Below are 13172 nucleotides of genomic sequence, written 5' to 3' on the forward strand. Positions count from 1 at the left end.
TGAGCTCTTCTTTCGAGAATTGCGAAGGAGTGAGAACGTCGGCCTGCGTTGCTGAACGCGACATGAATGAGCCAAGCGGCGGGATCACTATATTTTGGCGGCGAAAGCCATCGCATCCTTGTCGCAAGCGGCCGGCACGCTAGGATAGCAATCCTCGTTTCACTTTCGCCGGGGAAGACCAAGGAGGAGACCCAGGGATGACCATTCAGGCAAAATTGTTGTGTGCGATTGCAGCGTCGGGTGTCGTGGCATTGGTGGCCGTCGCACCGGCGCAGGCACTGACATCGCAGGAGTGCAGCGCGAAATATCAGGCGGCCAAGAAGGACGGCTCGCTCGGCACCATGAAGTGGAATGACTTCCGCAAGGCCCAGTGCGGTGCGGACGCAACGCCTGCCGCTGCGCCGAGCGCGGCTGCTCCGGCTGCGCCCGCCGCTCCCGCCGAGCCGAAGCAGGCGAAGAAGGAGGCGGCCCCCGCCGCCGCGCCGACGCTGCCGGCTGGACCTGCGATCTATCCGAACGCGGTCGATCCGAAATATGCCAAGGAGACCGCCGGCAAGGCGCGCCTCCACACCTGCGTCGACCAGTACAATGCCAACAAGGCGACCAACGCCAATGGCGGCTTGAAGTGGATCCAGAAGGGCGGCGGCTATTACAGCGAATGCACCAAGAAGCTGAAGGGCGCTGCCTGAGCTTTGACGTGATGCGGCAATGCGATGGCCGGAGCAACGCTCCGGCCATTTTGCTCAGTCGAGCAGCTTCTCGGCCGATTTCGCCACGAGTTGCGACCGCTTGCGCGGACCGCGCTCGACGAACAGCAGGCTCTGGCCGAAGATGAAGCAGTAGAACAGGAAAGCCTGTGCCTCGGCCTCCTCGGCCGCGAGGCCGGTCGCGCGGTAGAGCTCGGCGACGTGCTTGAGCCGCGCCGCATCCACGCTCGCCGCCGCCGCCGCGGCGCCGTCGTCCGTGCGGGCCCATTGCCGGATCGCGAGCTCGATCGCCATGCCTTCCGGGTTCAGCCGCTCGGAATAAAGCTGGATCATCGCCTTCAGCCGCTCGCGGGGCTCTTGCCCGTCGAGACTCGTCTGCTGCGCGATCGCCGCGGCGCGCCCCTCGCGCCAGCGTTCCAGCATGGCCTCGAGCAGCGCGGCGCGGTCGGCGAAGCGGCGGTAGAAGCCGCCCTTGGTGACGCCGAGATTCTTGGCGAGCACCTCGACCCGTACCCCCTCGACCCCCGAGCGGGCGAGCTCGGTGAATCCCGCCTCGACCCAGACATCGCCCTTGCCGTCGCTCATGAAGGAAGCCTCACCGGTTCTTGATACGGTGCCGTATTGCTAACCCGTCCCCTGCCTGATACGCTACCGTATCAACGATCAATCAAAGGGCAGGGAATGGCGATGGAGCAGGAGGCGACCTATCGCGGCACGGTCTATCCGTGGCAATGCGATCATGTCGGCCACATGAACATCATGTGGTATGTCGGCAAGTTCGACGAGGCCAACTGGAATCTGTTCGCCCGCCTCGGGCTGACGCCGAGCTATCTGCGCAGTTCCGGCCGCGGCATGGCGGCGGTGCAGCAGAACATCGCCTACAGGCGTGAACTGCTCGCCGGCGACATCGTCGAGATCCGCAGCCATCTGCTCGAGCTTGGCGACAAGTCGATCCGCTTCCGGCACGACATGACGAACGCCGAGACCGGCGAGATCGCCGCTTCCTGCGAGATCACGGGCGTGCACATGGATCGCGGGCTGCGAAAGTCAGTGCCGTTCGTGGATGCCATCCGCCAAGCGCCTCGAGGCATCTTGCCGAATCGGCCGAGGCCTGAGCCATGACCGCGTTCGAGCCGAGAAATCCTGGCTATCGTGCGGCTGCCATTGCCATGTTCGAGGGCCAGCCGGCAATGCGTACGCTTGGCGTCGTGATCGTCCGCCTTGCGCCGGGGGAGGTCGAGCTGGCGATGCTGCATTCGCCCGCCTTCACCCAGCAGAACGGTTTCATCCATGCGGGCATCATCACGGCGGGGCTCGACAATGCCTGCGGCGTGGCCGCCTTCACCTTGATGCCGTGCGAGGCCGACATCCTCACCGTCGAGTTCAAGACCTCGCTGCTCGCGCCCGCCCGCGGCGAGCGCTTCATCTTCAAGGCCGAGGTGGTCAAGCCCGGCCGCACGCTGACTTTCTGCGAGGCCAGGGCGTTTGCCGAGCACGAGGGCAAGACCACGCTGATTGCCGCCATGACCGGCACATTGATGGCGATGCTGCCTCGCGAAGCAGCGAACACGGCCCCCGCATAGCGCGGCCATCTTTCGCTGCGGTTCGTGCCGGCCGCATCGGCGTTGCGTGGAAGCTTTCGCTGGTCCCCAGGGCGGTGACATCGGCGGTGCGGTGACATTACCGCCGCGACACTCTATATGGAGCGTAACATTTCCCGGTCCCGAACCGTATCAACGGCGATGGGACCGAAACGGGACGAGATATGGCTAAATTCAGGAGCAGCGGCCTCGTGCCGACACGGCGCGCGGCGCTGACGCTGATTGGGGCAGGCGCCCTGGCTGCGGGCGGAATCACCTTCGCGCGTGCGGCGGCCGACGATGACGAGGTGCTGACCGAAGCCAAGGTGCTGCGCGATCCCGACACGCCGGTCGCCGGCAATCCCGATGGCAACATCACCATCGTCGAATGGTCCGACTACAATTGTCCCTATTGCCGCAAGCTCGAGCCCGAGCTGCGCCAGGTCGTCCAGGACGACGGCAAGGTGAGACTGGTGATGAAGGACTGGCCGATCCTCGGACCGATCTCGGTGACCGCGGCACGGATCGCGCTCGCGGCGAAATTCCAGGGCAAGTACCATCAGGCCCATGACGCCATGATGGGTGTCAGCTCGCGCCTGACCGAGCCGCGCATCAACGAGCTGCTGGCTGGCGCCGGCGTCGACATGGACCGCCTGAAGCGCGATCTTACCGACCACGGCAAGGACATCGACGCCATTCTCAAGCGCAACAACGAGCAGGCCGAAGCCTTCGGCTTCCGCGGCACCCCGTCCTTCATCGTCGGCAAGTACCGCGTGCCCGGCGTGCTCAGCATGACCGAGTTCGAGCAGGTCATTGCGGACGCCCGCAAGGCCAAGATGAACTGACGCGCGACTGCCAATTGCAGTCAACAAGCCAATTGCAGTCAACACAAAGGCGCCGCCGCAGGCCGCGACGGCGCCTCGTTCATATCCGGGCGACAGTTACTTCGAGGAGATCCGGACCCAATCCTTGTGCGCGCGATCGCGCAGCGCGTCCCAATCGGCCTTGGCGACATCCCAGTTCACGATGGTGCGATTGGTGATCGCGACCTCGCCATTGGCGACTGACGACGTCTGCATGGAATCATAGACGTAAACGCCGCCCGCAAGCAGCAGCGCGCCCAGGATCATTCCGAAAAAAGTCTGCATGGTGAACCCTCCGGTGACGGGCGATAACGTCGGCCCGGAGTGATGGTTCCGCGGCAGTACGGCGCGGGTAAGGACGGATCATTCATCTCCCATTCAGCCAATCCAGCAGCTCCGCGTTGATCTCGCGCGGGTAGGTGTGGCTGAGGTCGTCGATCTCGCGATAGGTGACGTCGGCGCCGGCGGCCGAGAGTGCCGCCTGCGTCTGTCGCGCGGTTTGCACCGGAAACATCCAGTCAAGCTTGCCGTGGGTGATGAAGATCGGCAGGCGCTGGAGGCGCGTGGCGTCCGCCATCTCCGCCATCAGCGGATGGAAGGTCGCCGACACCGGCGCAAGATGCGTGAAGAGCGATGCGCCGTCGAGACCAGTGACGTAGCAGAAGGTGCCGCCGTCGCTCATGCCGGTCAGCAGCATGCGCGAGGCATCGACCGTCCAGCGGCTGCGCACAGTCTCGACGATCCGCATGAGGTTCGGCGTGTCGGTGTCGTCGCCCATCAGCGCCCAGGTCGGGCCGGTTGCGGTCGGCGCAACCAGGATCGCGCCAAGACTGCGCGCATCGCGCAGCCAGCTCCACAGAAAGCCGCGTCCGTTGCCGCTGCCGCCATGCAGCGCCATCACCAGCGGCATGGCCCGGTCGGGCGTGTAATATTCGGGCACGTAGACCGAGAAGCCGCCGCGGCTGCCGGGCTCGTTGTGATCGTGGAAGATGCCGGTGTGCTCGCTCGTACCGACTTCCAGCCGCGCCAGCAGGTCGTCGTTGCCGCGATTGGCGGCGTTGAGGAAGAAGTTGCTCACCGGCGGAAACTGTATCGCCAGCGGATAAAGCGCTTCCTGCGCACGGGGCAGGTGGCGCAGCGCGCGGAAAACCGCGACCAGATCGCCATTGCCGCGCTCGACCTCGCGTATGCCGGCAAAGGCCGCTAGCGTCTCGTCACAGGCGCGATCGAGCCGCTCACGCAAGCCGGCGAACTGTTCCGGCCATTCCCCGATCGCTGCGCGTGCCGCTAGCAGCACCTCGTCCGGCGAGCCGATCGCGTTCATCACCGAGGCAAAGGCGGGCGGGTGCAGATGCCGTCCGAAGAAGCCGAGCGCCTCCAGCGCGTTGAGCAGCGGCGGCAGCACGGCCACGATGTCGTCGACAACGGCCTCGGTCATTGTCGCTTCCCTGGCTTGGGGTCAGTGCAGCTTCGGCGCCTTCAAGAGCTTGAAGCGGTCGGTCGACGTCACGGTGACGTCGAAGGTGACGCCTTCGTGATGCACGGTCAGCGGCACGTCGACGCCGGCGGCACCGAGCGCCCACATCTTCTTGTAGAAGCCGGTCTGGCTCGTCACCTTCTCGCCGTCCACGGCGAGGATGACGTCGCCGGTCTTGAGCTCGGCGAGCGCAGCCGGACCATTGGCGGAGATTCCGATCACCACCACGCGGTTGTCGATCTCGGTCGAAAAGAGTCCGAGCCAGGGCCGCGCCGGCTTGTTGACGCGGCCGAACTTGCGCAGGTCGTCGAGGATCGGCTTCAACAGATCGATAGGCACGATCATGTTGACGTGCTCGGCCTTGCCGTCGCGTTCGCGCTCGAGCTGGAGCGAGCCGATGCCGATCAGCTCGCCGCGCTCGTTGAGGAGCGCCGTGCCGCCCCAGTTCGGGTGCGCGGGATAGGTGAAGAGGGCCTCATCCAGCAGATACTCCCAGTAGCCGGCGAATTCCTGCTTGGCCACGATCTGGCTCGCGACCGAGCGCGTGCGTCCGCCGGCGCCGCCGACCACGACGCGATCGCCGATCTGGGCTTGTGCCGACGAGCCGAGCGGCAAGGGTTCGATATCGAGCTGGCCGAGCGCCTGAACGAGGCCGAAGCCGGTGACGGAATCGAAGCCGAGCGCATGTCCTTCGACCACGCGACCGTCGGCGAGGTGCAGCCATACGGATTCCGCTTCGGTGATGAGATAGCCGATGGTCAACACCAGCCCGTCGTCGATCACGACGCCGTTGCCGGCGCGCTCGGTGCCCAGCGTCTCGGCGCTGAAGGCATCCGGCGGGATGATGGCGTGCAGGCCGACGACGGAAGCGAGCGCGCGATCGAGATCGAAGCCGTAGTCGCTCGTCCGCGGCTGATTGGCCGGCGGCACTCTCCATTCGGTCAGAGCGGGCATGGAGTTCTCCTGGCAGAGAGCATTGCTCCGCGATTGCAGCGGAGCGATGCGCGAAGCTCACATAATTTAGGCCGGAGAGGGCCGTCTTGAAAGCCTCGTTCCCAACTATTCCAGAGAACGCCGTGTGAAATCTTCGAAAGGCACGGGAACGGTCCGTGCACAGTTGGTGGGCGGCCGCTCCAAATGGCACCCGCCGCATGGCTGCTGTCCGGCGAGGTGCTAGGCGCCGTGCAACGAAGCTGCTAACCATTTCCGCTTCGTTTGACCAGGGATCACGGACCGAAGCAATGGATAACCGCAGCGACATCTGGCGTGGCGTCGACACGATCAAGGCGCGTTTCATCGACCTCAGCGACAAGGTCTGGGGCATGCCGGAGGTGTGCTACACCGAGGCGCGGTCCGCCGCCGAGCATCTCGCCGAGTTGCGGCATCAGGGGTTTCGCATCACCGAGAACGTCGCCGGCATCCCGACCGCGGTGATGGGCGAATGGGGCGAGGGCGGACCTGTCATCGCCTTCATGGGTGAATATGATGCGCTGCCGGGCCTCAGCCAGGAGGCGGGCGTCGCCGAGCACCGCCCGATCGAGGCCGGCGGCCACGGCCATGGCTGCGGTCACAATCTGCTTGGTTCCGCCGCGCTGCTCGCCGCCACCGCCGTGAAGGACTGGCTCGCCGAGAACAAGGTGCCCGGGCGTGTGCGCTATTACGGCTGCCCGGCGGAGGAAGGCGGCGCGGCGAAAGCCTTCATGGTGCGCTCCGGCGCTTTCGAAGACGCCGATATCGCCATCACCTGGCATCCGCACAGCTTCTGGGAAGTGGCGGTGACGCCCTCGCTCGCCAATACGCGCGCGGATTTCATCTTCACCGGCCGCACCTCGCATGCGGCGGCCTCGCCGCATCTCGGTCGCTCCGCGCTCGATGCGGTGGAATTGATGAATGTCGGCGTGAACTACATGCGCGAGCACATGCCGAGCGATGCGCGCGTGCACTACGCGCTGCTCGACACCGGCGGCATCGCGCCGAACGTGGTGCAGGCGCATGCGCGCGTGCGCTATTCGATCCGCGCCCGCGATCTCCCCGGCATGAACGAGCTGGTGGAGCGCGTGTCCAAGATCGCGCAGGGCGCTGCGCTGATGACCGAGACCAAGGTCGAGATGAAGATCATCTCCGCGGTCTCCAACATCCTGCCGAACGCGCCGCTGGAGCTGGCGCTGCACCGGGTCATGGAAGAGCTCGGGCCGCCGCATTTCGACGATGCGGACAAGAGCTTTGCCAGCCAGATCCGCGCGACGCTGAGCGACAAGGACATCTCCTCGGTCTACTACGCGATCGGCATGGAGCCGACCGATCGGCCGCTCGCCGACTTCCTGGTGCCGCTCGACGCCAAGCGCAACCCGCTGGTCGGCTCGACCGATGTCGGCGACGTGAGCTGGGTGGTGCCGACCGTGCAGGTCCACGCACCGACGGTTGCAATCGGGACGCCGTTCCACACCTGGCAGGTGGTGGCGCAGGGCAAGAGCGCGCATGCCCACAAGGCCATGGTGCAGGCGGCCAAGGCGATGGCAGGTCTCGGTCTCAAGGCATTGACGGAACCGGAGCTGATCAAGGCTGCGAAGGCCGACCTTGCGAAGCGGACGGCCAAGACTCCCTATGTCTGCCCGCTGCCGGATCACGTCGCGCCGCCGCTCGACATGTCCGTGGTGTAAAATTCCGTCTCGATACTTCGTCTGATCCCGCGAACAAATTTTCCGCAGTGCAACGTGGCTTCCGGCGCGTTTTGAGGCCGGATTGCCAAACAGTTGAGCTGCGGAACACCGTTTTGCCCAAGGGACAGCCAGAAGACCGTTTGCATACACACGGTCCCAGTTGACGCGCGCCCTATTCGGTGTGCCATCTACCGCCAGCCAAACCCGGCGGCCCTGTTGCGGCCGCCTGCATCTACCGAGAACCAGAGGGGGACAACCATGCTGGACAAAAAACTGCGTTCGATGATCGACAAGGTGGCGGACGGCAGGATGGATCGCCGCGCCTTCATCCAGCGCATGGCCGCCGTCGGCCTGACCGCGCCCCTGGCCAACCAGATTCTCGCGCTTGGCGGCGTCGCCATGGCGGAAGGAGTCTCGACCTACAAGCCGACCAAGCGCGGCGGCGGCGGCGCGCTGAAGCTGCTGTGGTGGCAGGGGCCGACTCTGCTCAACCCGCATTTCGCCACCGGCACCAAGGACCAGGACGGCTCGCGCCTGTTCTATGAACCGCTCGCCTGTTGGGATCCGGACGGCAACATGAAGCTGGTGCTGGCCGCGGAGATTCCGTCGATCCAGAACGGCGGCCTTGCCGCCGACGGCAAGTCGGTGACCTGGAAGCTCAAGCCCGGGGTCAAGTGGCACGACGGCAAGCCGTTCACGGCCGACGACGTCGTGTTCAACTGGGAATACGCCAAGGACCCCGCGACCTCGGCGCTGACGATCGCGACCTATCGCGACATCACCGTCGAGAAGGTGGACGACCTCACGGTCCGGATCCTCTTCACCAAGCCGACGCCGTTCTGGGCCGACCCGTTCGTCGGGGCGCCGAACGCCATCATCCCCAAGCATCTGTTTGCCGACTACAAGGGCGCCAAGTCCCGCGAGGCACCGAACAATCTCTCGCCGGTCGGCACCGGCCCCTACAAGTTTGTCGAGTTCAAGCCGGGCGATCTCGTCCGCGGCGAACTCAATCCCAACTATCACATGCCCAACCGGCCCTATTTCGATACGCTCGAGATGAAGGGCGGCGGCGATGCCGTCTCCGCGGCGCGCGCCGTGATCCAGACCGGCGAATACGATTTCGGCTACAATATCCAGGTGGAGGACGACATCCTCCTGCGGCTGGAGAAGGGCGGCAAGGGCAAGGCCATCTATGCCGTCGGCGGCGATACCGAGTTCATCGCGCTGAACTCCACCGATCCCAACACCGAGGTCGACGGCGAGCGCTCCTCGATCAAGACCAAGCATCCGCTGTTCTCCGATCCCGCGGTGCGCAAGGCGCTGTCGATGCTGGTCGATCGCGAATCCGTCAAGAAGGCGATCTACGGCCGCGCCGGCCGCACCACTGCCAACTTCCTCAACGGTCCCGAAAAGTTCGTCTCCAAGAACACGAGCTGGGAATTCAGCATCGAGAAGGCATCGAAGCTTCTCGATGACGCCGGCTGGAAGCCGGGCGCGGACGGCATCCGCGAGAAGGACGGCAAGAAGCTGAAGCTTCTCTACCAGACCTCGATCAACGGCCCGCGCCAGAAGACCCAGGCCATCGTCAAGCAGGCGTGCCAGAAGGCCGGTATCGATGTCGAGCTCAAATCGGTGGTCGCTTCCGTGTTCTTCTCCTCGGACGTCGGCAATCCCGACACCTATCCGAAGTTCTATGCGGATATGGAGATGTTCCAGATTCCCATGACCCAGCCGGATCCGGCCCAGCACATGCGCCGCTACATCTCGGCGAATGTGGCGACCAAGGAGAACAAGTGGCAGGGGCAGAATTATCCTCGCTACGTCAACAAGGAGTATGACGCGGTCATCGAAGCCGCAGAGGGCGAGATGGATCCCCTCAAGCGCGTCGCGCTCTACATCAAGGCCAACGACATCCTGATCGGGGACACCGTGTTCATCCCGGTGCAGCACCGCCTCAAGGTGGAAGCCGCCGCCAACAACCTGGTCTGCATCATCAGCGGCTGGGCCAACGAAACCGACAATTTGTTCGACTGGTACCGGGAGGCATGATCGCGCGGACGTAAACGGGATTCTTCCGCATGAGTCAGTATGTCCTGCGTCGTCTGCTGATCGCCATTCCGAGCCTGCTTGGCATTTCGCTGGTGCTGTTTGTGGTGCTGGCGATGGCCCCGGGCGACCCGTTCGCGGAACTGGCGACCAATCCGAACGTGCCGCCCGAAGTCGCTGCCGCGCTTCGGGCGAAGTTCGGCCTCGACGATCCGATCCACCTTCGTTACCTGCACTGGCTCTCCGCCATGGCGCATGGCGATTGGGGCTTCTCCTTCGTCAGCCGGATGGACGTCGACCAGCTCATCCTTCAGCGCCTGCCGGCGACGCTCTATGTGATCGGCTCGGCGCAGATCCTGGCGCTCCTGATCGCGATTCCCGTCGGCGTCTACGCGGCGACGAAGCCCTACTCGCTGTTCGACCAGATCGCCAATACGCTTGCCTTCGTCGGCTTCTCGCTGCCGACCTTCTTCACCGGCATCCTGTTCATCCTGATCTTCTCGGTCACGCTGGACTGGCTGCCTCTGGTCTACACGACCGACGTCAAGGGGACCGGCATCCGCTGGGTGCTCGAGATGATCCGGCAGGCGATCATGCCGGTGGCGGTGCTCGGCCTTTTCCAGGCGGCGTCGATGACGCGCTTCGTGCGCTCGGCGATGCTCGACGTGATCCGGCTCGACTACGTCACCACGGCCCGCGCCAAGGGCCTTGGGCAAGCCAAGGTCATCGTCAAGCACGTCATGCGCAACGCCATGATCCCGGTCGTCACGCTCATTGCGCTGCAGATGCCGGCGGTGTTCGGCGGCGCCATCGTCACCGAGCAGATCTTCCGCATCCCCGGCATCGGCTCGCTCCTGATCTCCTCCATTCTCGCCAACGACACGCCGGTGGTGATGGCCGTCACCTTCGTCTTCGCGTGCCTCGTCGTGCTGTTCAATCTCATCGCGGACGTTCTCTATGGCTGGCTTGACCCTCGCATCTCCCTCCGCTGAGCGGGGCGTCTATTCGCCCTGGCGCGAGACGTGGCGGCGCTATCGCCGCCACCGCCTCGCCGTGATCAGTGCATTCCTGTTGCTTGTTCTGGTCCTGGCCGTGGTGGTCGGCCCCTTCCTTTGGCGCCTCAAGATCAACGACATCGACATCGTGGCGGGTTTGCAGGGGCCTTCGCTCGCCCATCCCTTCGGCACCGACGATCTCGGCCAGGACATCCTGGCGCGCATGATCTATGGCGGCCGCATCTCGCTCGCCGTGGGCCTTGCCGCGATGCTGGTGTCCGTGGTCGTCGGCACCCTGATCGGATCGCTCGCAGGCATGTCGCGCGGCGCGCTTGGCCACGGCCTGATGTGGCTCACCGACCTCTTCCTGTCGCTGCCGCAACTGCCGCTGCTCCTGCTGCTGATCTATCTCTTCCGCGACGGGCTGAAGCAGATGTTCGGCCCCGAGGGCGGCATCTTCATCCTGATCGTGCTCGTGATCGGCGGCTTGCGCTGGATGCCGGTGGCGCGCCTCGTGCGCGCGCAGTTCCTGTCGATCCGCGAGAAGGAGTTCGTCGAGGCGGCGCGCGCGCTCGGCGCGAGCCCGGTGCGGCAGGTGGTCCGGCACATCCTGCCCAATGCGGTGGGTCCCGTGATTATCGCCGGCACCATCGACGTCGCCGCTGCCATCATTGCGGAATCGACACTGTCCTTCCTCGGCCTCGGCTTCCCGCCGGATACCCCGACTTGGGGACGGCTTCTGTTCGACGCCAAAGATTTCCTCGATATCGGCCCGCACTGGGCGCTGTTTCCGGGCGGCGCGATCTTCATCGCCGTGGTCGCCATCAACTTCATCGGCGACGGTCTGCGTGACGCGCTCGATGCGCGACGGGTGATCTGATGGCGCCGCTGCTCGAGATCAAGGGCCTGAAGACCCATTTCTCCACCGACGACGGCATTCTCCAGGCCGTCGACGGCGTCGACATCTCCATCAACAAGGGCGAGACGCTCTGCGTCGTCGGCGAATCCGGCTGCGGCAAGACCGTGACCGCGATGTCGATCCTGAAGCTCATCGCGATGCCGCCGGGCCGGATCGCGGCGGGCCAGATCATCTTCGAGGGCCGCGATCTCGTGCCGCTGACCAGCAACGAGCTCGACGAGATCAGGGCCAAGGAGATCGGCTTCATCTTCCAGGAGCCGATGACCTCGCTCAATCCGGTGCTCACCGTCGGCGAGCAGATCGCCGAGAGCCTGCGCCGCCACGAGGCGGTGACCAGGAAGCAGGCGCTCGAGCGCACCATCGAGATGCTGAAGCTGGTGCAGATCCCGAACGCCGAAGGGCGCGTGCACAATTATCCGCACCAGTTCTCCGGCGGCATGCGCCAGCGGGTGATGATCGCGATGGCGCTCGCCTGCAAGCCCAAGCTGATCATCGCGGACGAGCCCACCACCGCGCTCGACGTCACCATCCAGGCGCAGATCCTCGACCTCTTGCAGGACATGAAGGAGCGTTTCGGCATGGCGGTGATGCTGATCACCCATGCCATGGGCGTCGTCGCCGAGACCGCCCAGCGCGTCGTCGTGATGTATGCCGGCAAGGTGGTGGAGGAAGCGCCAGTCGACGAACTCTTCGGCGATCCGCGCCATCCCTACACGCAAGGGCTGATCCGCTCGATCCCGCGCATCGATCTCGACGCCGAGCACAAGACGCGGCTGGAGGCGATCGGCGGCTCGGTGCCGATCCTGATCAACCCGCCGGTCGGCTGCCGCTTCGCGCCGCGCTGCCGCTACGCCATGAGCATCTGCACCGAGAAGGAGCCGCGCTTGCGCGAGGTCTCGCCCGGCCATCGCATGGCCTGTCATTTGGGAGATACCAGTCTGGGAGGCGCGGCATGAGCGAACCGTTGCTGCGCGTCAGCGGCCTGAAGAAACATTTCCCGGTGCTTGGCGGCCTGTTGTCGCGCCAGGTCGGGACCGTCTACGCCGTCGACGGCGTGTCGTTCTCGGTCAACCGCGGCGAGACGCTGGGCCTAGTCGGCGAATCCGGCTGCGGCAAGTCGACGACGGGTCGCTGCGTGCTGCGCCTGATCGAGCCCACCGACGGCGAGGTCACCTTCGACGGCCAGGACGTGCGCAAGCTCGGCGGCAACGATCTGCGCGCGATGCGGCGGAACATGCAGCTGGTGTTCCAGGATCCGTTCGCCTCGCTCAATCCGCGCATGACGGTCGGCGCCATCCTTGGCGAAGCCTTCACCATCCACAATCTCGCGTCCTCCGCCAAGGAGCGCGAGGAGCGCGTAGCGGGCCTTCTGGTGAAGGTCGGCCTCAAGGCCGAGCACATGCGCCGCTATCCGCACGAATTCTCCGGCGGCCAGCGCCAGCGCATCGTGATCGCGCGCGCGCTCGCGGTCGAGCCGAAGTTGATCGTCTGCGACGAGCCGGTCTCCGCGCTCGACGTGTCGATCCAGGCGCAGGTCATCAACCTGCTGGAAGACCTCCAGGCCGAGTTGAACCTCACTTATCTGTTCGTCGCGCACGACCTCTCGGTGGTCGAGCACATCTCCGACCGCGTCGCGGTGATGTATCTCGGTCGCATTGTCGAGCTCGCCAAGGCCAGCGACCTCTACCGCAACCCCCAGCATCCCTACACCAGGGCGCTGCTGTCCGCGGTGCCGGTGCCCGATCCCAAGCTCAAGCGCGATCGCATTCGTCTGAAGGGCGACGTGCCGAGCCCGATGAAGCCGCCGTCTGGCTGCCACTTCCACACCCGCTGCCCGATCGCCCAGCCGCGCTGTGCCGAAGTCGCGCCCGAGCTGAAGGAGGGGGCGGGTGGACATCTCGTGGCGTGTCACCTGGCCTGAAGGC

At 65.2% G+C, this 13172-nt stretch carries 13 protein-coding genes and 1 pseudogene; 10 read left to right on the forward strand and 4 right to left on the reverse strand.

The features are described from left to right. Positions 1–197: 197 nt before the first annotated feature. A complete protein-coding gene (locus tag GPL20_RS20860) occupies positions 198–689 on the forward strand; it encodes a hypothetical protein (RefSeq protein WP_157331371.1) in 492 nt (163 codons plus the stop codon). A 54-nt stretch (positions 690–743) separates the two neighbouring features. On the opposite strand, the gene GPL20_RS20865 is transcribed toward GPL20_RS20860, so the two are convergent. After that, the gene (locus GPL20_RS20865) at positions 744–1292 is read right to left on the reverse strand and encodes a TetR/AcrR family transcriptional regulator (protein ID WP_157331372.1); all 549 of its coding nucleotides are present in this window, start codon (positions 1290–1292) and stop codon (positions 744–746) included. Between the two features lie 102 nt (positions 1293–1394). Here GPL20_RS20865 and GPL20_RS20870 point away from each other — a divergent pair. The 3 genes and pseudogenes from GPL20_RS20870 to GPL20_RS20880 all read left to right on the forward strand — a co-directional run bounded on the left by GPL20_RS20870 (position 1395) and on the right by GPL20_RS20880 (position 3132). Continuing rightward, positions 1395–1822, forward strand: a pseudogene (locus tag GPL20_RS20870) (acyl-CoA thioesterase). Between the two features lie 3 nt (positions 1823–1825). Beyond that, entirely contained in the window at positions 1826–2290 is a 465-nt protein-coding gene (locus tag GPL20_RS20875; RefSeq protein ID WP_157331373.1) for a PaaI family thioesterase, read from the forward strand. A 182-nt stretch (positions 2291–2472) separates the two neighbouring features. Next, complete coding sequence (locus GPL20_RS20880; protein WP_157331374.1) at positions 2473–3132, forward strand: DsbA family protein; 660 nt, start codon at positions 2473–2475, stop codon at positions 3130–3132. A 96-nt stretch (positions 3133–3228) separates the two neighbouring features. Here GPL20_RS20880 and GPL20_RS20885 read toward each other — a convergent pair whose 3' ends face one another. The 3 genes from GPL20_RS20885 to GPL20_RS20895 form a co-directional block, all read right to left on the reverse strand. After that, a complete protein-coding gene (locus GPL20_RS20885; protein ID WP_027573305.1) occupies positions 3229–3435 on the reverse strand; it encodes a hypothetical protein in 207 nt (68 codons plus the stop codon). Positions 3436–3517: 82 nt separating this feature from the next. Continuing rightward, on the reverse strand, positions 3518–4588 hold the full coding sequence (locus GPL20_RS20890; protein WP_157331375.1) for a carboxylesterase family protein: 1071 nt from the start codon (positions 4586–4588) through the stop codon (positions 3518–3520). Between the two features lie 21 nt (positions 4589–4609). Further along, positions 4610–5581 (reverse strand): S1C family serine protease, encoded by a 972-nt coding sequence (locus GPL20_RS20895; RefSeq protein WP_157331376.1) that lies wholly within the window; start codon positions 5579–5581, stop codon positions 4610–4612. 287 nt (positions 5582–5868) lie between these two features. On the opposite strand from GPL20_RS20895, the gene GPL20_RS20900 reads away from it, so the two are divergent. From GPL20_RS20900 to GPL20_RS20925, 6 genes are all read left to right on the forward strand, one after another. Continuing rightward, entirely contained in the window at positions 5869–7287 is a 1419-nt protein-coding gene (locus tag GPL20_RS20900; RefSeq protein ID WP_167533137.1) for a M20 family metallopeptidase, read from the forward strand. Between the two features lie 258 nt (positions 7288–7545). Then, complete coding sequence (locus tag GPL20_RS20905; protein ID WP_167533138.1) at positions 7546–9336, forward strand: peptide ABC transporter substrate-binding protein; 1791 nt, start codon at positions 7546–7548, stop codon at positions 9334–9336. Between the two features lie 29 nt (positions 9337–9365). Then, positions 9366–10325, forward strand: coding sequence for an ABC transporter permease (locus GPL20_RS20910; protein ID WP_157331378.1), 960 nt, complete (start codon positions 9366–9368; stop codon positions 10323–10325). Next, complete coding sequence (locus GPL20_RS20915) at positions 10291–11208, forward strand: ABC transporter permease (protein ID WP_157331379.1); 918 nt, start codon at positions 10291–10293, stop codon at positions 11206–11208. Before GPL20_RS20910 ends, GPL20_RS20915 begins: the two co-directional genes overlap by 35 nt. Then, positions 11208–12203 carry an ABC transporter ATP-binding protein gene (locus tag GPL20_RS20920; RefSeq protein ID WP_157331380.1) on the forward strand — a complete coding sequence of 332 codons (996 nt, stop codon included), beginning with the start codon at positions 11208–11210 and terminating at the stop codon, positions 12201–12203. Before GPL20_RS20915 ends, GPL20_RS20920 begins: the two co-directional genes overlap by 1 nt. After that, complete coding sequence (locus GPL20_RS20925) at positions 12200–13168, forward strand: ABC transporter ATP-binding protein (protein WP_157331381.1); 969 nt, start codon at positions 12200–12202, stop codon at positions 13166–13168. Before GPL20_RS20920 ends, GPL20_RS20925 begins: the two co-directional genes overlap by 4 nt. Positions 13169–13172: the final 4 nt, after the last annotated feature.

It is taken from the genome of Bradyrhizobium cajani, assembly GCF_009759665.1.
Lineage (GTDB): Bacteria > Pseudomonadota > Alphaproteobacteria > Rhizobiales > Xanthobacteraceae > Bradyrhizobium > Bradyrhizobium cajani.